This is a genomic window from Curtobacterium sp. PhB25, assembly GCF_004365375.1.
In the GTDB taxonomy this organism is placed as follows: Bacteria; Actinomycetota; Actinomycetes; order Actinomycetales; family Microbacteriaceae; genus Curtobacterium.
In genome coordinates this window covers 1-16,645 of sequence record NZ_SODR01000019.1, presented here as the reverse complement: position 1 = coordinate 16,645, position 16,645 = coordinate 1, and the positions used below count along the sequence as shown (strand labels likewise).

The window sequence follows — 16,645 nt, the reverse complement described above, 5'->3', positions numbered from 1 at the left end:
TAGGCGGAGAACCGGCCGAAGTGCGCAATCCCACTCGCCGCCGCGGCCGTTCCGACTGGCTGATACGGGTTCGCGAGGATCATCTGTCGTGCCCGGTGCAACCGCAGCACCCGGACTACGAGGGAGGGCGGCATCCCCAGGTCCCGCTGGAACGCTTCCTGCAGGCCCCGTTTGCTGTAGCCGCTCGCCGCCGCGATCTCCGGCGCTGTCAGCCGCCCCCGATACCGCGACCCGATACAGACCAACGCCCGAGCCGCCGCCGGCTTCTGCACGCCAACATCGATCCCCACCGCTGCAAGCTCGTCCGACGACGTCGACATGAACCGACCGTAGACCCAGCCCACCAACCACGGTCACGGATCGTGAAAGCGTCCCCGAGGACGGCCGCCGCAGCCGGCACGGTTTGCTGGCATCCCCCTTAGTGAAGCGGGCCGCAGCGAACTCATCTTCTGGGAAAGCATGACCGCGTAGCGATCCCCTCAGGGACCCTCACTGCTCCCGCGGAAAGGGCGACACCACGGGCTCGCCAACAGCTCCCCCAAGCCCTCTGCCACGCGCTGCGTCCCACAAACCGTCAAGACAACGCAACGAGCCACCAGCCAGGCCGAGACGACATTCCGAGACAAGCGGCACCCGCTTGGATGCTGATGTCACCGACATGGCAATGTGTCTCACGGCTGCATCTCGGAAAACTATAGTTTTACGAGGCGGACGACGTGCTGCGTTTGTCGCACCCTCACCGGGCAGTTTCGCGGGACACCTACACGGGATTCCCCGGGTCAAGCAGGACAGGGGCAAGTTGTCGCGGTTGATGCCGCCGAACGTGCACCGGAAGGCGACCGGCTGGCGGGCAGCGCAGAAGCCGCCGCAGGGCGAAAGGCAGCTGCTGCCTTTCGCCCTGCGCGTGCTAGCTTCCGTATTCGCGGATGGTGATGTTAGAGAAGGTGGCGGGACCGCCGTCGGAGTACAGCGAGATACCTGTGTCGCCGGCGTCGAAGTTCACCTGGTTGGACAGGACCGTGTAGCCGGCGTTGACGAACACCTCGACGCTTTGCGTGTCGACGAGGATGCGGAGATGCACGGCGCGGGCGGCCGGATCGATGGGCGCTGCAGCCCGCGTGTAGGGCGCCAACGCGAATCCTGCACGGTCGGACGGCGCGCGGTCGACGTACAGGTCGCTCCCGTACTTACCGATGTTGGTGTGCCGCGCCCCGTCCGTCGAACGTCCGACCGAGACTCCGACGTTGGTGGCATTGGTCCACGTGACGTCGAGCTCGATCTCGTACGCGCGGCCGTTGTAGGGCAACACCACCGAACCGTTCACGGTCTGGTTCGCAATCGGCACGGTCCGCTTCGCGGTGCCCTTGAGCGCCGCGATCGGTGCACTGAGGAGGGTGTAGCGACCATCGGTCTGCTTCTGCAGCGTGATCTCGCGGACGATCGAGTTCTGGCCGTTGTACCCATCGGATGCGTCGGTGGGTACCTGCCGGTTCGCGTACTTCCAGTTGTTCATCCAGCCGAGGCCGTACCGCTTTGTTGTCGGCGCTTCGTTGGCAGGCCAGGTGACTGCAGCGTACCAGTCCCACCCCCAGTCGAGCCATTGCGGGGTGAGGTTATCCGCCGTGTACGTGGTGCCGTTCCAGGAGCCGGTCCAGTACGCGTACGTGCAGGGCAGCCCCTCGTTGTAGGCGTCCATGCTGCCGGCGAGGACCCAGTGTTTGGTGCCGTCATTTGCTGTGATCTGGAAGAGGTCGGGGCATTCGATGCCGCCGAGGTTGTGGTCGGGGTAGTCGAAGTTGTGCTGCAGCGTCCAGTCGATGAGGTTCTTCGATGTGTAGAACGCGGCGTAGCGCTGCCGGCCGATGACGCAGACCCATTCGTTGCGGGCGTCGTCCCAGGCCACCTTGGGGTCGCGGAACCACTCGGCGTTGGAGATCTGCGCGTCGGTGGTTGCGGCGCGTCCGTCGGTGTTGACGATGACGGGGGTCGGTCGGGCGGTGAAGGTGAAGCCGCCGTCGGTGGAGTAGAAGAGGTACTGCTCCTGATACTTCCGAACGCCTCCAGTGGGGCGGGTGGCTAGCGCGATGACGGCGCCGGCGCCGTAGCCGGCGGTGTTGTTCGTGTCGATCAGGGTGCAGCCGGTCCAGGTGGGCAGGTTGGTCTGCAGGGGGATGACGGTGCCCTGGAAGGTGAAGTTGATGCCGTCGGTGGTGGAGACGTGGTCCCACCCACCGTCCCCGTTGTCGACATCGGAGTGCAGGTAGTAGAGCTGGTAGGCGCCCCGGGTGAACACCGGGCGCTGCGGGTCGGACAGCCATCCAGCCGGCGGGGTCATGTGGTACTTCGCGCGGAATGATGTCGCTGCGGTGGCTGACGTTGAAGCGGATCCGGCGGTGGCGGCCTGGGCGGCCTCAGCGGGTGCCGCGGTGGCGAACAGCGCCAGGGCGCCGATTCCGGCGCCCTGGAAGAGGGCTCGGCGGTGAATTTCAGAGGTCATCGTTGACTCCGGTTCGAGGGTTGGTTGGTCCTGCGGTGTGGGTGAGCGCCGTTGGTTGGACGGCCGGTTCGTGTGGTGTCTGGGGTTGCGTGAGAGCGTCGCGGATGATGCGGCGCGGGTCGTAGCGGCGCGGATCGAGTTCGGACCAGTCGATGTCGACCCCGGTCTGCTCTTCGATCTGCGCTTTAGTCGTGTCAGCCCATCCCCGGAGTTGACGCAAGAGAGCGGTGAGCTGCTTGGTGTGGGCAGCTAGCCGAGCCGGTCCCAGACATAACCCTGCGATGGCGGCGATGACGAGCAGCTTCTCGAGGTCCACGGTGCTTTCCTTTCGTCAGCCCGCCAGGGAGCAACTCACTCGTGGGACGGCACGGTGCCGTCGTGTGTGACCGGGGTGCTGGCCGGGTCTGCGCTCTTCTTGTTGTCGCCGGCGTGGATCTCGCTGCGGAAGATGTTGAGCGACTGTCCCAGCCCCTTTGCCAGGGCGGGCAGCTTGGTGGCGCCGAAGAGGAGTACGACGATGCCGAGGATGATGAGCAGGTGGATGCCGGTGAGGTTGCCGAGCATGATGAGTCCTTCGTGTGCAGGCGGCGCAGCGGACGCTACGTCACGGGGTGGTGGTTGAGGAAGCCGTCGAGAGGCGCCGGGCGAGACGGCGGTCGTGTAGCCAGGCGACCGCGCACGCTGCGAGGTAGAGCACGCCCATCGGGATGGCGAGCAAGAACATCGACGCGATGTCAGCGGACGGTGTGACGAGTGCAGTGAAGATGAGGATGCACAGCACGGCGATGCGCCATGCGCCGAGGATCGCTTTCGCGGTGAGGACCCCGACGAAGTTGAGCAGGACCAGGAACACCGGCAGGACGAACGCGATACCGACGGCGAGGACGAGCTTCACGGCGAAGTCGTAGTACGCCTTCGCGTCGACGATCGAGGTGTCCTGGTGGGCGACGAAGCTGCCGAGGATCTGCACGATGTGCGGCAGGACGTACCAGCCGAACCAGCATCCGCCGAGGAACAGGGGAATCGCGGATCCGAGGAACCCGACGGCGTAGAGCTTTTCCTTCCGCACCAGGGCAGGAACGACGAACGCCCAGACTTGGTACAGCCAGACGGGGCTGGCGATGACGACCGCGATGGTGATCGTGATTTGGAGGCGCAGGTCGAAGGCGCCGCTGATCGCGGGGAAGTTCAGTTCCGCGGTGTGACCGCCGCCGGCGTTTGCGAGCTCGGTGACGGGTGCGCGGAGTTGATCGAGCACGAACGGTGTGAGGAACCAGCCGATGACCGCGCAGACTGCGATGGCGAGCACCGCGCGGAAGAGCCGCTTTCGGAGCTCGTTGAGGTGCCGGCCGAGTGACATCGTTCCGGCGGCGGGGCGCTCATGCCGCGTCGTCCCTCCGGAAATGGACGGGGCGCTCATCTGGTGGGCGCTCCCCGCGCTGCGAGCACGTTATCAGCGGTTGGTAGGTCCGCACCACGACGGCTCACGGTGATCGCCGCGGCGGTGGCGCTGACCTGCCCGAGTCTTGTCAGAGTGCTGGAGTCCAGGGCGTCGAGCGTGATGGTGGTGTCCTGGAGTTGCCAGATGAGGGTGGCCATATACGTGTCGCCGGCCCCGACCGTGTCGACGACGTCGACGCGTTCGCTGGGCACGGCGATCCGCTCTCGTGCGGTGGTGAGCGTTGCGCCGGCGGCACCGGTGGTGATGGCGGCCAGCGTGACGCCGAGCTCGAGGAGCCGGTCGAGGACGACGTCGGCGCTGTCGCCTGGGTAGAGCCAGGCGGCGTCCTCGTCGGAGAGTTTCAGCACAGTGGTGTCCGCAGCGAGCTGCTCGAACCGAACCCGTTCTGCTACCGCATCTCCGAGGAGCGCGGGTCGGATGTTCGGATCGAACGAGACAATGCCACCGGCGGTTGCGGTGCGTCGAACGAGCTCTCGCACTTTGCCCGCTCCGGGCTGCAGGAATGCGCCGATCGATCCGATGTGCAGCCATCGAGGCGTGTCCTGCAGGTGCGGCAGGTCCCATTCGATGCCGAACTCGTAGGTAGGCTGACCGTCCGGAGCAAGCAGGACTGTCGCCGCGGAGGTTTTCGTGGCACCGAAGACGCCTGGCACCAGCTCGACCCCTGACGCCTCGAGGTGATCTGCGACCTGGTTGCCGCGAGCGTCGTTCCCGAGCCACGTGGCGAACTCGACCGGCGCGCCGAGCCGTCCGAGCCCGAGAGCGACGTTCGCGGGGCTCCCGCCGGGGATCTCCCGTGTGGCGTCGTCGTGGACGATGTCGACGAGGGCTTCTCCCGCAACGGTGATTCGATGCACAGTCATCTCCTTCGATGATTGGGAACGAGGTGGTGTCGGCGAACCTGTCGGCGCCGCTCCGCTAGATCGAGGCGGATCCAGCCGTGGCGTCGGCGGCGGGAGCTGAAACAGTTGTGACGCTCGGCTTGAGATGCCACGCCAGCGCCTGGTTTGGGGCTTCCACGCTCCACGGCGGCGCCTGCGTCGGGTAGACGCGCGTGGTGACGGAACGTCCTGCGCTGGTGAACAGTTCGAGAACCGAACCGTCTAGCAGCACTCGGACTGCGGGTCGGTCCGCGGTCCGGTCGAAGGGAGCACGAATCACCGCGGGGCTCGGGTCAGCGCGGTAATCCGTGCTGGCGTGCGCCCGGTCGACGGTGAGGGTGTCTGCATCGACGTCGACCGTGATGTCGAGGTATTCGGCATCGGAGAAGCGCAGCCGGATGCAGCCAGTGATGGCGACGGGCAGCACGATTTCGGCTTGCGCGCCGATGCGAGCACCGTTTGCAGCCTGCGAGCTGCCGACGCGAAGGGCGTCGATTGCGGGGTGGGGTTCGGTGCCGAGCCGACCGTTCGTGATCCACGCCCGGCGCGGTAGAGAGATCGCGCCGGACCAGCCTGCTTGCTCGGTCCACTGCTCGGTTCGGCCTTCGGTGACCCATCCGAAGAGCACCGGCCCCCACGAGCTGGTCCGCATCACGGAAGCTGCGTAGAAGTGCTGCCCTTCATCGACTTTGAACGGCGAAGGAGACACGGCCAGCGGGATGGCGACCACCTCGCCCGGGCCGGCGGCGTGGGACCAGGACGCCACGATCGCGATGTCGATGCCGTCGACGGTGAGAATCTGTGGGCACTCCCACCCTTCGCCGGTATCGATGCCGTTGACCGTGTCGCGTGCCATCGACACCAGATCGCCCGCGTGGCTCCAGCTGATGCCGTCGACGGATCGGTAGTGGCGGACAGACGCGGTGTGATTCCTGGCCGCCGCGCCGACCGCCATCGACCATCCGTCATCCGTTTGCCAGACGAATGGGTCGCGGAACATGGTGATCGCCTCGTCAGCAGACGGGTCGGCGACGACCTGCACGGGAGGGCCGAACGTTATCCCACCGTCGGTGGATTCCGCGAGGAGGACCGACTGGAACGGACTGTGATCGACTTTGCCGGAGTAGTAGGCGCGGACGGTGCCGTTGTGCAGGACCGTGTTACCAGACCATGCGCCGCCGGAGTCGGCGCCACCGGGGACGGGGACGATCGCCGGCCGGTGGAGCGTCCAGTGCACGAGGTCGTCGCTGGTGGCGTGGCCCCACTCGACGGGGATCTCGAGGTCCACCCGCGGCCGGGACTGGAAGTACAGGTGCGCCTGCCCGCCGATGTCGATGGGGCCGTTCGGATCGTTGACGTACCCACGAGGGAGTCGGACGTGGAACTGCGGAAGGAGGTGGTCTGTTGCGGTCACGGCGGGTGCGGCTTCCTGGGGTGCTGGTGGCAGGGCGTGGAGGTCGGTCATCGGGACGACCCCGCGGTGACGCCTTCGATGAAGTACCGCTGCGCGAAGATGAACAGCAGCACGCTCGGAATCATGGTCAGCACGACGCCTGCGAGGACGACTGAGATCGATCCGGTGCCGAGGTTCCCCTGCAGGCCGACAAGCCCGAGCGGCAGGGTGAAGGTGTCCTGCTGGTTGAGGAAGATCAGCGGCCGGTAGTACTCGGCCCAGAAGCCGGAGAAGTTGAGAATCGCCAGCGTCGCGATCGCCGGGCTGGCCATCCGCGAGTACACGTGCCAGAACACCCCGAACTGGCTCGCGCCGTCGATGCGGGCCGCCTCCCCGAGCTCCTTGGGCATCTGCATGAAGTACTGGCGCATGAGGAACGTCCCGAACGCGCTGCCGAGCGCGGGGACGATCAGGGACGCGATGGAACCGGTCAGCCCCAAGTCCTTCAGGATGACGAACACGGGGATGATGATCGTCTGGATCGGCACCATCATCGTGGCGAGGAAGATGCCGAAGATGGTGTTCTTCCCGGGGAAGCTGATCATCGCGAACGCATACCCGGACAAGGTGCAGGTGATGGTCTGTCCGACGACGATGAGCAACGTCACGAGAACGCTGTTGACGAAGAACTGCCCGATCGGGATCTGGTTGAACACCGCCGCGTAGTTGCCGAAGTCCCACGAGAGCGGGATCCACTGCGGCGGGTTCTGGAACGACTCCGCCGGGGTGCGCAGCGAGGTGGTCAGCGTCCAGAGCAGTGGCCCAAGGGCGAACACGGCGGCGATGATCAGGATGATCATCCCAAGGATGCTTCCCACCTTGGCGACGGGCTTGCGGCGCCGAACGATGTGGCTTACGGCCGGCTGCGCGACGGTTTCCGGGGCGTGCAACGGGTTGAGGGTGTCAGTGGTCGTCATTGGTAGAACACCAGCTTTCGTGCGGCGATGAACTGGATCCCGGTGATGATGCCGATGATGACCAGCAGCAGGATCGCGATGGCCGAGGCAAACCCGAACTGCAGGTTCTGGAAGCCGGCCTGGTACATGGAGATCGTCGCGGTCGTCGTCGCGGTGCCGGGGCCGCCCTTGGTCATGATGAACGGCTGGTCGAACAGCTGCATCGCGTTGATCATCGCGATCACGGTCGCGAACAGGATCGTGGGGCTGATGAGCGGGATCTTGATCCGGAACAGGGTCCGCCAGGGGCCGGCACCGTCGATCGCTGCAGCTTCCTGCACGTCGACGGGCACCGCGAGCAGTGCGGCGACGAAGAGCACGAAGGTGAAGCCGACCTGCTGCCAGACCACCACCATCACGACCGTGACCTTCGCCCAGAAGGGATCGTTCAACCAGTGCGCCCCGGGGAGTCCGATCTCGTTCAGGTAGTAGTTGATGAGGCCGAACTTGGTGTCGAAGATGTAGCCCATGAAGATCGACACGGCCGCCGTCGACGCCAGCAGGGGCAGGTAGAACGACGTCCGGAAGAACACACGCGTGGCGTTGCGCTTCCGGTTGTTCGCCAACACCGCCAGGAGCAGGCCGAGCGAGATCTGCAGCACGACGATGGCGATCGCGAGGGCGACGGTCACACCGAACGATGCCAGGACCGGCCCGTCGGTGAAGAGCCGCTTGTAATTGTCCAGTCCCACGAACTTCGGGCTGCTGATGACGTCCCATGACGTGAACGAGAGCCCGAGGGAGGCGAGGATGGGGATGAGGGTGAACACGGCGACAAAGAGCACCGCGAGCCCGATCATCAGGAACCCGAACGTGGACTCACGTCGGCGGGCGCGCTTGGCCGCCGGCCGGCGGGCTGCGACCTTGGCAGCCCGCCGGATTGGTGTTTCTGTTGCTGCTGTCATCACGAAGCCTGCGACGCTGCCTTCTCGATGTCTGCCTGGAGGCCGTCGAGCGCCTTCTTGGCGTTCCCAGAGGAAATCGCCTGGGTGGTGCGCTGGTTCAGAGCCGTGGCGAGGGCGTTGTAGTACGGCGGTGCGGAGATCGGCACCGAGTTGTCGAGCTGGTCGTAGAACACCGACCAGTGCTCCGGCCCGGTTGTCTTGTACCGCTCGGCGGTCATCAGCGACTTCTGTGCCGGTGTAGTGACGTTGCCGGGCCAAAGGGCGTCGAAACTCTCCGGCTGCACCATGACCTTGATGACCTCGAACGCGAGTTCCTTGTTCTTGGAAGAGTTGAAGATGCCGTAGCCGCCGGCGCCGAAGAGCGACTTGTTGCTCTTCCACGTGGGGAACTCGACGACATCGAAGCTGCCGTTCTTCATCCCGGCGTTGTGGAGGCCACCGGCCCAGAAGCCGCCACCGATGGTCATACCGATCCGTCCGGATGCCATCAGACCCTGCAGCGTGGCGCCACCGCCAACGTCGGGCGACGGGGACGCACCGGACTTCTGCAGGTCGATGACGTACTGCAGCGCCTCGATGGCGGCATCCGAGTTCGCCGTGGGGTCGCCCCACTTCCAGCCGCCCTTGCGTCCGGAGACACCGATCGGGTTGTCGGAGAAGGCCTTGCTGTTCCACAGCCAGTCGCCGCCGGAGTACTTGCCCTCCTCGAGCAGGTTCCCGTCGTTGGCGTAGAGGAACGAGGTCCAGCTGCCCCAGAGGCGAACGACCCAGTCGAAGGCGTAGGTGCCGCCGCCGACCTTTGCGATGCTCTCAGCCGAGGAGTGGAAGTCGTCCATCGACCACTTGCTCGTCGGGCGGGACAGGCCGGCCTTGTCGAACAGGTCGGTGGAGTAGAACATGCTGCCCGCGTTGAAGCTGTCGGGCAGCGTGTAGAGGTGCCCCTGGTACATCGTCGACTCGAGCAGCGCCGGGTGGGCCCCGGTGAAGTAGGTGTGCAGGTCCGAGAGGTTCTTCGTGACGTAGTCGTCGAGCGGGGTGAGGAGGTTCTTCGACGCCAGCAGCTGCTGCCCCTCGGTTGCCACGCTGACGATGTCTGGCACGTCACCCGAGGCGATCTGCGTGAGGACCTTCGCGAGGAAGTCGTTCCAGTCGGTCCCGTTAATCGCCGTGACCTGCAGGCTCGCCTTCTTGTCGAGCTGCTTGATCTTCGGCTCGATGGCTTTCTGCAGGGCCGTCGCTGCGCTCTGCTCACCGAAGTAGAGCATCTTCACCGTGCCGGAGGTGCTGCCTCCGCCGCCGGTGGTTGAGCAAGCAGCCAGCGATCCGATACCGGCCAGCGCGAGGCCTGCGCCACCGAACTTGAACAGCGTGCGCCGGTCGATCGGGGTGCTGAATCCGTTCGCCATGGGTCGCTCCTCTCTGAGCGATAGTGACCCCGCTAGGTCGGGGCCAATACGTATTTGCATGGCGAGCGTACACAGCATGCAGAGCGGACGCAATACGTATTTGCTTCTGGCATGATGATGGCAACGGAGGAGGCTCAATGGCGAACCGCAAGCGCACAACGCAGTCACAGCGCGTCACCATGAAGGACGTCGCGCGCCACGCTGGCGTGTCCCAGCCGACGGTGTCGTTCGTCCTTAACGATCGCCGGGACGTTTCAATCGCTGCTGAGACGCGCACTCGTGTCCTCGAGGCCGCGAAGGAGCTGAACTTCCAGCCCAACCGGGCGGCGCAGTCGCTGCGATCGAATCGGTCCTACACAGTTGGTGTGATCGCCGACCGGCTTGTCTCCCAGCCCTACGCCGGTCACATCGTGCTCGGCGTGCAGCAGGCCGTGCAGGAGGCCGGGTACGTCTGCTTCGTAGTCGAGACCGCGCAAACCACCGACGGCGGCAAGGCCGCCGTTGAGAACCTCGTACAGCAGGGCGTCGCCGGCTTGATCTACGCAGCGCCTGGGCCCGAGTACGTCACCCCTGTCGACGGACTGGACACGGTCCCGACAGTCTTCGTTAACTGCTTCCCGCCCGGGGATACGCCCGCGGTGACCGTACTCGCTGACGAATACCAGGGCGGGTACGACGTCGCCGCCGCCGTTTTCGCAGCCGGCCACACCAATGTCGCCTTCCTCGGCGGCCCTGCGGACGACTACGCCTGTCAGGAGCGCAAGCGTGGACTCGAACGTGCCACCGCCGATTCGGGCATTCCCTCGACGCAGATCAGCATCACGTTCGGCACCTTCCAGGTGGGATCCGGCTACGACCTCGCGGTGGAGGTCCTCGACGACGCTGCCACCCGTCCGACGGCGATCATCTGCGGCAACGACCGAATGGCGGTCGGTGCGCTGATGGCGGCCCAGGCGCTGGGAATGCGCTGCCCGGAGGACATCAGCATCGTCGGATTCGACGACCAGCCCGACCTCGCCGACCAGATGCATCCACCGCTCACCACCGTCGCACTCCCGCACCAGCAGATGGGCTTCGAAGCCGGAACGCTGCTCCTGGCGGAGGCGGAACAGCCCGGCCGACACCTCGTGCCCTGCGAATACGTCTCCCGCAGCTCGCTCGCGGCCCCACGACCCGAAGGAACCTAAGTGACTCCCCCGCCCAGCACCCACTTCCAACCCCCGAATGGCTACGTCGGCGACGTCATCCCGTTCGAACACGACGGAACCGCGTGGCTGTTCTACCTCCTCGACGAACGACCGGACGCTCCGCCGCTCGAACGAACAACGGGGATGCCCTGGGCGGCCGTCACCACAACCGACTTCGTCAGCTTCACCAACGAGGGCGTCATACTGCCCTCCGGCGGCCCCGACGCGAGCGACTTCGACTGCTACACCGGCAGCGTCGTCCGCGATGAAGAGGGAACGCTGCATTTGTTCTACACAGGGCACAACCCCCACATCAAGACCGGATCCGATGGCGGCGGCAAGGACGCGCAGGTCATCGCGCACGCGACGTCGTCCGGCGACCTGACCGACTGGGTCAAGCACCCCGACTGGAACTTCCCGGCGCTCGCTGGCTACTCCCCCGAAGACTGGCGAGACCCCTTCGTCTTCCGCCCGGCGGCCGACCGGCCCTGGCAGATGCTCCTCGCCACGCGGCGACTCGGCGAGCCGTACCGGCGCTCCGGCCTCGTTGCACGCCTCGAATCCGATGACCTCGTCACTTGGCGGGACGCCGAGCCGATCTGGGAGCCGCACCGCTTCATCACGCAAGAGTGCCCGGACGTGTTCCAGTGGGGCGACTGGTGGTACCTGGTGTACTCGGAGTTCTCCGACGCCTTTTGCACCCGATACCGTATCGCGAAGTCACCAGACGGCCCATGGCTCGCGCCCGCTGATGACACAGTCGACGGCCGCGCCTTCTACGCAGCAAAGACAGTTGCCCTTGGCGATCAGCGGTACTTCGTCGGGTGGATCGCGTCGAAGGAAGACGAACGCGATGGCGGCCCGTGGCAGTGGGCGGGCACCATGGCGACGTTGCAGGCCCACCAGCGTGCCGACGGGTCGTTGCGGTTCGACCTACCTGACGGGGTGAAGGCTGCGTACCCGAACGAGGTCGACGTCACCGCGGAGCTTGAACCGACCAACGGTGCGGAGGCAACCGTCGGCGCTGGCGCAACCACCCGATACGCATCCTGGGTTGGCCCGGAGCTACCAGAGGAAGCGCTCGTGGCTGTGGACCTCACCCTGGAAGCAGACACCCGCTCGCTGGGTTTGCTCCTGCGCACCAGCGACGACGGGGAAGAGGGCTACGCGCTCCGCCTCGAACCTGACCGGAACCGGCTCGTGTTGGACCGGTGGCCACGTGGCACGACTGGCACCGAGCAGTGGCAAATCCTCGGCGATGTGCCGCACGCCGTCGAGCTCGAGCGCTCGGTAGAGCTCGCCCCCGGCAAGCACCACATCGAGGTGCACCTGGACGGGGACATCTGTGTCGCTGTCATCGACGGGGCCGTCGCGCTGAGCACACGCCTCTACGACAGCCCTGCCGGCCGCGTCGGCGTGTTCGTGCAGGACGGCGCGTTCACGCTTGACCGCCTGACGGTCCGCACTCGCTAACGCTGGCACGGACGAAGTGCGCCTGCCCCGGACGACGGGGCAGGCGCACTTCGTTTCCGCGTTACTTCCAGATCGACTTCAGAGTTCAGGCTCGGAGGTCATCGACGCGGGCGGTGCCGCCCGTGGCGAACGCGCTGACCCCGGTGCTGGTGGAGTCCGGGAAGATCTGATCGGTGAGAACGACCTGGCCGTCGGCGCCGAACACTTCGATCGAGGAAGCGTCGACCAGGATGCGCAGGTCCAGGCCGCCGCGGGCAAGCTGCAGGGGCGCCTCACTGCGTGATGCGAACACGCTGCTGAAATCTACGTTCCAGGAATGGGTGCGGTCGATGAACACCGTTCCGGTGCTTATGTCGTACCCAACCTGCGTGTACCGGATCAGCGCTAGGAGCGCGATGCGGGTGTTTTCGTCCTGCGGCGGATCGAAGCGAAGGGTGGCGCGGAGGCCGCCTTCGGGTGGGGTGTCGAGCTGGAGGTGGGTGTGATGAACTGTTGCGATCCACTCCACGATCGCAAGCCCGGTCCCGGTGCCCTCGCTGGAGCCGTACCCGGCTTGCCGGACGAGGCGTCGCTGCGCGGTGGGTACCCCCGGTCCGTGATCCGTGACGGTGAGCGTTGCGTCGCGGACCTGGACCGACGGGGTGTCGCCGCTCTATTTCAGGGCGTTGTCGACGAGGTTCCGGGTGAGAAGTTCACCGTTGCCGAGGACGACGGTCGGTGTTGTCTCGAGGGGGATGTGATGGTCGGGGTAGTCGTCGAGGGCGACGTCGACGAGCTGATCGAGACGGATATGGGTCAGTGGCACGGGGTCGTGGCCGGCGTCGGCGCGAGCGCGCATCAGGAGCTGTTCGGGATCGGACGCGCGACGGTGTACCGGGCGGGCGACCGGAACCCGGTCGCCGAGGCTCCCGACCCCACGCTCCCCCGCGTCGAGGCTTAGTCGATGAGTGCAGTTACGCCAGCGGCCTACTGTGCCCGGCTACTCAAACGGACTCGAGAAGACGTCGCCGCGGCCATTGTCGAAGCCGTGGAGCGTCGGGATGAAGGCGAGGACTCGTCCGGCCGTGGCCGGCTCATCCACTGGGTCGCCGGCATTGACGACCCAGACACCGCGGGATTCTTCCGATTCATGGCCGACGAGTCATTGGAGGACGCCACCCGCCTCCTGACCGCGATCGACGAACACGCGCATGCGATGCAGCTCGTCATGGAAGCCGGCGCGGCGTCAACGTCGCTCGTGACGCTCCAGCGTGCGCTGATCGAGGCCGTTCTGACGCTTTGCTACGTCCATGACGCTGACGCAGCCCCGGCGCGGTCCATGCTCCGAATCCTCGCCCGGCAGCTCGATGCCTTCGAAGGGTCGGAGCGCAACTCCGCGGCATTCCCTCGTTCGGTCATCGGCGACCGTGCCGCTGAGATTCGCGAGGGCGTCGAAGGTTTCCGCGCCATGCTCGTGAGGTACGGCGTCGAGCTCGCTCCGCTCCACAAGGGGTCCACGCCGTCGCTGGCCTACGACGGCCACCGCGAGAACGTCATGTTCAACGCTACCGACGCCGCCAAGCGGTACCTCAAAGCCGACGCACACCACTGGAACATGGGAAGCGGTGGCACTCACTCGAAGGCGTGGTTCCTACCGAGCGTGCTGGACGGGCTCACGGACGAGAAGCTGTCGAGCGAAGTGGAGCAGTTCGGTGCGCCAACGTTCGCGGTCCTCGCGTCGGCACGGGTACTGCTGGTCGCGGTCGCCGCGCACAGCGGGGTGTCCACGACGCCTCCGCGTGAAGCGGTGTTCATGCGGGAGAAAGCGTTGATGGCCTTCGTGCAAGGCAACGACCCCAGCCCCATGTCTCTGGCCGAGTTCGAGTCGCGACCGGCTGACTGGAAGCCGGAGGCACGAGACCTCTCGGCATTCCAGCTGCGGCGGCCGCGTTGAAGAACGAACACAACCCAGGCAGCCACAGCGCAGCGAAGACCAGCAGCTAACCACGCTCAAGGTTACTAGTCACAAGTTATAAACTGCAAACTGCAAACTCATTTGGGCAGGGCGTCGTCGGTGATGCCCAGGGACGCCCGCAGCTCAGCCTCGGTGGTGCCCTGCAGCCGCTCGCCGTTCACGATCAGAAGGTCGATGGCGACACGGATCAACGTGTTGTCAGTCAGCCGCTCTCCCGCGCGCCCCCGGAGCGCATTCAGCTCCTTGCGCTTTGCCTCGACCCAGTCGAGTTGATCGCGGCGCTGGCGCGTGGGCTTCGGCTCGAACGTGAGCCACTTGGGCACGTCCGAGTCGGGCGTCGAGGGCGCCGGCGTCGACTGCGCCGCAGGCCTCGGCGGTGCCTTCGTGTCCGCCACCGGAACGGTCTCTACCTGCTTGCCGATGATGCCGGCGAGGTTCGCGCGTGCCATCACTACTTCCCTTCGTTGGCCCAGATTGTTGTCAGCTCGAGCGCTGCTGACATGAAGTCGTCCACCGCGAGGCTCGTGTTGCGGGTCGACGCGTAATTGGTGACGACTTCGCCGGTTCCTTGTGCATCCGAGTGGGCGATGTACTCGCGGATCCAGGTGTTCAGATGCGGGATCCCGGCGCCATCGAGGGCTGTGAAAGTGTCGTCCTTCCGCGCGTAGGACGCCTCGTTGCGGCCCACACGGCTGATGACAGCGCGATACGGGATGCCCCGCGGCTCCACGAGGGATTTGATCGTCCGGAGCAACGGACGGATGCTCGCCGGCTGAGGCTCAAGTGGAAGGACCGCGAAGTCGGTCGAGTCCAGCACCAAGCCGATGCGCTCCGCCGCGGAGGGTTCAAGGTTGCCAGGCGTGTCTACGAAGATCGTGTCCCAGCTGTCGGCGGCGCGAAGCTGACGAAGCACTGCGGGATCGTTCTCGTCTGTGAAGTCGAACGGCAATGCGATCCCCTGCTCGTCGGCGGTCTCCGCCCAGTCAGTGAGCGTGCGCTGAGACGGGTCAAGGTCGACAACCAACACACGAGAGTGCTTTGCGGCAATGGCCGCCAGGTTCATGACGACAGTGCTCTTGCCGACGCCGCCCTTTTGGTTGAGCACAGTAACGATGCGCATCTGATCCTCCAACTTGCTACTGCAAGTTCGTAGTTGGGAGTTCGCAACTCCTAAGTAGAGTGTACTTGACAGGTCAAAACTGTCAACTAGCAACTCGCAGTTGTTAGCTGCCAAGTAGATCCTACAGGCCGAGCTATAAAGTAGCAACTACTAGTTTGGAGTTGTTAACTTGGAGTTGATACGTTCAAGCTGCCAACTCCGTGTCTCGTAGCTCCTGCAGGATCCCGCGTCGGACGAACCGCATGGCTTCTTGGTGGTCGGCTCGGCCGTCGCTCGAGCATGGATATGACGGGTACGCCTCGGGACCGCCGTAGTCATCGACGGATCGGAACATGACGACCTGCGTGGTGGGAGTGCGGTCGCGGCCGCGGCGGCCGGCCTTGCGGATGAGGTGGTTCTGCCACCAGGCCCAGAGGTCGCGCTCGTCGGTGTACTGCTGTTCCCGGCGTTGCAGGACCCCGTCGACGCCGAGCTGCTTGGCCGCGTGTGTGCGAAAGTCCTGGAGTCGCCGGCGCCAGCCGGTGGGTGTGACGATGGCGAGGGTCCAACGGCGCATGCGTGCGAGCGCTGCGCGTGCGCGGCCGCGGGGGAGTCCTGCACGGTCAGCGACGACCTCGGGGGCGTTCTCGTCGGTGGTCAGGCTCTCGTAGACACGGCGGGCTGTGGGTCCGAGTCCTGCGCGAGTGAAGACGTCGTGTCGTCCAGCGTCGAGTCGGTCTTCCAAAGCTTCCAGGAGGGTGACTCTCGTGTCGAAGAGGTCGGCCGGGGGGCGGGCGGTCACATCGTGAAGTGGCCCGACATGTAAGAAGGGTGTGGAAAACCGGTCTGTGAGTCGCCAGACGGCGGCGTTGGGGCCGTCTGCCTGGCGTCGGCGGGTGATCCATCCGGCCGCCTGGAGGCGGCGGAGTGAGCGGTCGGCGGTGCTCGAGGGGATCCCGGTGGCGATCGCCACGGACCGGAGTGCGGCGCCGACGTCGCGAGAGCCGGAGCGCAGGGACAGCCAGGCGAGGTGGGTCAGGACGGTGCTGTCGTGCAGGTCCGCCTCGGTGCGGGTCCAGCGGCCGGGGGAGGCGGTGAACGCCTGCAGCATGGCATCGACGATGTCGACGATCCCGGTCAGCTGGGTCAGGTCGCGCTGCTGGCGTTCCTCGGGCGCGTACCGGTACAGCACGGCCCGCTCCTGCGCCTTCGCCCACTGCCGCTCGAGGCGCGCGGCAGCCTCCGCCGCGGTGCGGGGCTCGCGGCCGCCGGTGGGGCGGTTGCGGGTGCGGTAGTGCTCCATGCCGGGTGCGGTCTTCGCGGCGTGCTCGACGTCGGCGAGGGTCCACCCGGACACCGCGGCCGCGAGCAG

General features: G+C 65.9%; 17 protein-coding genes and 2 pseudogenes. 4 read left to right on the top strand and 15 right to left on the bottom strand.

Going from position 1 to position 16,645, the window contains the following annotated elements:
• From EDF51_RS19445 to EDF51_RS19400, 10 genes are all read right to left on the bottom strand, one after another.
• The coding region (locus EDF51_RS19445) for a helix-turn-helix domain-containing protein (protein WP_134196224.1) at positions 1 to 320 on the bottom strand (320 nt) is incomplete at its 3' end.
• A gap of 587 nt (positions 321 to 907) precedes the next feature.
• Complete coding sequence (locus EDF51_RS19440; RefSeq protein ID WP_134196222.1) at positions 908 to 2,497, bottom strand: glycoside hydrolase family 32 protein; 1,590 nt, start codon at positions 2,495 to 2,497, stop codon at positions 908 to 910.
• Complete coding sequence (locus EDF51_RS19435) at positions 2,487 to 2,813, bottom strand: hypothetical protein (RefSeq protein WP_131847214.1); 327 nt, start codon at positions 2,811 to 2,813, stop codon at positions 2,487 to 2,489. The genes EDF51_RS19440 and EDF51_RS19435 overlap by 11 nt, the downstream gene beginning before the upstream one ends.
• 35 nt (positions 2,814 to 2,848) lie before the next feature.
• Positions 2,849 to 3,061, bottom strand: a complete 213-nt coding sequence (locus tag EDF51_RS19430) for a twin-arginine translocase TatA/TatE family subunit (RefSeq protein WP_131847216.1) — start codon at positions 3,059 to 3,061, stop codon at positions 2,849 to 2,851.
• A gap of 40 nt (positions 3,062 to 3,101) precedes the next feature.
• On the bottom strand, positions 3,102 to 3,857 hold the full coding sequence (gene tatC / locus EDF51_RS19425) for a twin-arginine translocase subunit TatC (protein ID WP_131847218.1): 756 nt from the start codon (positions 3,855 to 3,857) through the stop codon (positions 3,102 to 3,104).
• A 56-nt stretch (positions 3,858 to 3,913) separates the two neighbouring features.
• Positions 3,914 to 4,816 carry a carbohydrate kinase gene (locus EDF51_RS19420; protein ID WP_243650139.1) on the bottom strand — a complete coding sequence of 301 codons (903 nt, stop codon included), beginning with the start codon at positions 4,814 to 4,816 and terminating at the stop codon, positions 3,914 to 3,916.
• 61 nt (positions 4,817 to 4,877) lie between these two features.
• Positions 4,878 to 6,254 (bottom strand): glycoside hydrolase family 32 protein, encoded by a 1,377-nt coding sequence (locus EDF51_RS19415; protein WP_166673603.1) that lies wholly within the window; start codon positions 6,252 to 6,254, stop codon positions 4,878 to 4,880.
• Between the two features lie 47 nt (positions 6,255 to 6,301).
• On the bottom strand, positions 6,302 to 7,093 hold the full coding sequence (locus EDF51_RS19410; RefSeq protein ID WP_243650141.1) for a carbohydrate ABC transporter permease: 792 nt from the start codon (positions 7,091 to 7,093) through the stop codon (positions 6,302 to 6,304).
• A 113-nt stretch (positions 7,094 to 7,206) separates the two neighbouring features.
• Positions 7,207 to 8,154 (bottom strand): sugar ABC transporter permease, encoded by a 948-nt coding sequence (locus EDF51_RS19405; RefSeq protein WP_131847226.1) that lies wholly within the window; start codon positions 8,152 to 8,154, stop codon positions 7,207 to 7,209.
• Positions 8,154 to 9,560, bottom strand: a complete 1,407-nt coding sequence (locus tag EDF51_RS19400) for a sugar ABC transporter substrate-binding protein (RefSeq protein WP_131847228.1) — start codon at positions 9,558 to 9,560, stop codon at positions 8,154 to 8,156. The genes EDF51_RS19405 and EDF51_RS19400 overlap by 1 nt, the downstream gene beginning before the upstream one ends.
• 137 nt (positions 9,561 to 9,697) lie before the next feature.
• Between EDF51_RS19400 and EDF51_RS19395 the strand changes: the two genes are divergently transcribed.
• Together EDF51_RS19395 and EDF51_RS19390 are read left to right on the top strand one after the other, a co-directional pair.
• Positions 9,698 to 10,747 carry a LacI family DNA-binding transcriptional regulator gene (locus EDF51_RS19395; RefSeq protein ID WP_131847230.1) on the top strand — a complete coding sequence of 350 codons (1,050 nt, stop codon included), beginning with the start codon at positions 9,698 to 9,700 and terminating at the stop codon, positions 10,745 to 10,747.
• On the top strand, positions 10,748 to 12,220 hold the full coding sequence (locus tag EDF51_RS19390; protein WP_134196220.1) for a glycoside hydrolase family 32 protein: 1,473 nt from the start codon (positions 10,748 to 10,750) through the stop codon (positions 12,218 to 12,220). It begins immediately after the preceding gene.
• 85 nt (positions 12,221 to 12,305) lie between these two features.
• On the opposite strand, the gene EDF51_RS20385 is transcribed toward EDF51_RS19390, so the two are convergent.
• Both EDF51_RS20385 and EDF51_RS20380 read right to left on the bottom strand, forming a co-directional pair.
• Entirely contained in the window at positions 12,306 to 12,719 is a 414-nt protein-coding gene (locus tag EDF51_RS20385) for a GH32 C-terminal domain-containing protein (protein WP_243650145.1), read from the bottom strand.
• Positions 12,699 to 12,797 (bottom strand): annotated as a pseudogene (locus EDF51_RS20380) (hypothetical protein); the annotation flags it as partial. The pseudogene EDF51_RS20380 and the gene EDF51_RS20385, both read right to left, overlap by 21 nt.
• A gap of 18 nt (positions 12,798 to 12,815) precedes the next feature.
• Between EDF51_RS20380 and EDF51_RS20210 the strand changes: the two are divergent.
• Positions 12,816 to 13,160: a hypothetical protein gene (locus tag EDF51_RS20210; RefSeq protein WP_207896288.1), complete on the top strand. Its 345-nt coding sequence runs from the start codon at positions 12,816 to 12,818 to the stop codon at positions 13,158 to 13,160.
• A 3-nt stretch (positions 13,161 to 13,163) separates the two neighbouring features.
• Positions 13,164 to 14,153: a hypothetical protein gene (locus tag EDF51_RS19375; RefSeq protein ID WP_131847236.1), complete on the top strand. Its 990-nt coding sequence runs from the start codon at positions 13,164 to 13,166 to the stop codon at positions 14,151 to 14,153.
• A gap of 98 nt (positions 14,154 to 14,251) precedes the next feature.
• Here EDF51_RS19375 and EDF51_RS19370 read toward each other — a convergent pair whose 3' ends face one another.
• From EDF51_RS19370 to EDF51_RS20110, 3 genes and pseudogenes are all read right to left on the bottom strand, one after another.
• A complete protein-coding gene (locus tag EDF51_RS19370) occupies positions 14,252 to 14,623 on the bottom strand; it encodes a hypothetical protein (RefSeq protein ID WP_207896290.1) in 372 nt (123 codons plus the stop codon).
• Positions 14,624 to 14,625: 2 nt separating this feature from the next.
• Positions 14,626 to 15,294, bottom strand: a complete 669-nt coding sequence (locus tag EDF51_RS19365; RefSeq protein WP_131847238.1) for a ParA family protein — start codon at positions 15,292 to 15,294, stop codon at positions 14,626 to 14,628.
• Positions 15,295 to 15,478: 184 nt separating this feature from the next.
• Positions 15,479 to 16,645 (bottom strand): annotated as a pseudogene (locus EDF51_RS20110) (hypothetical protein); the annotation flags it as partial.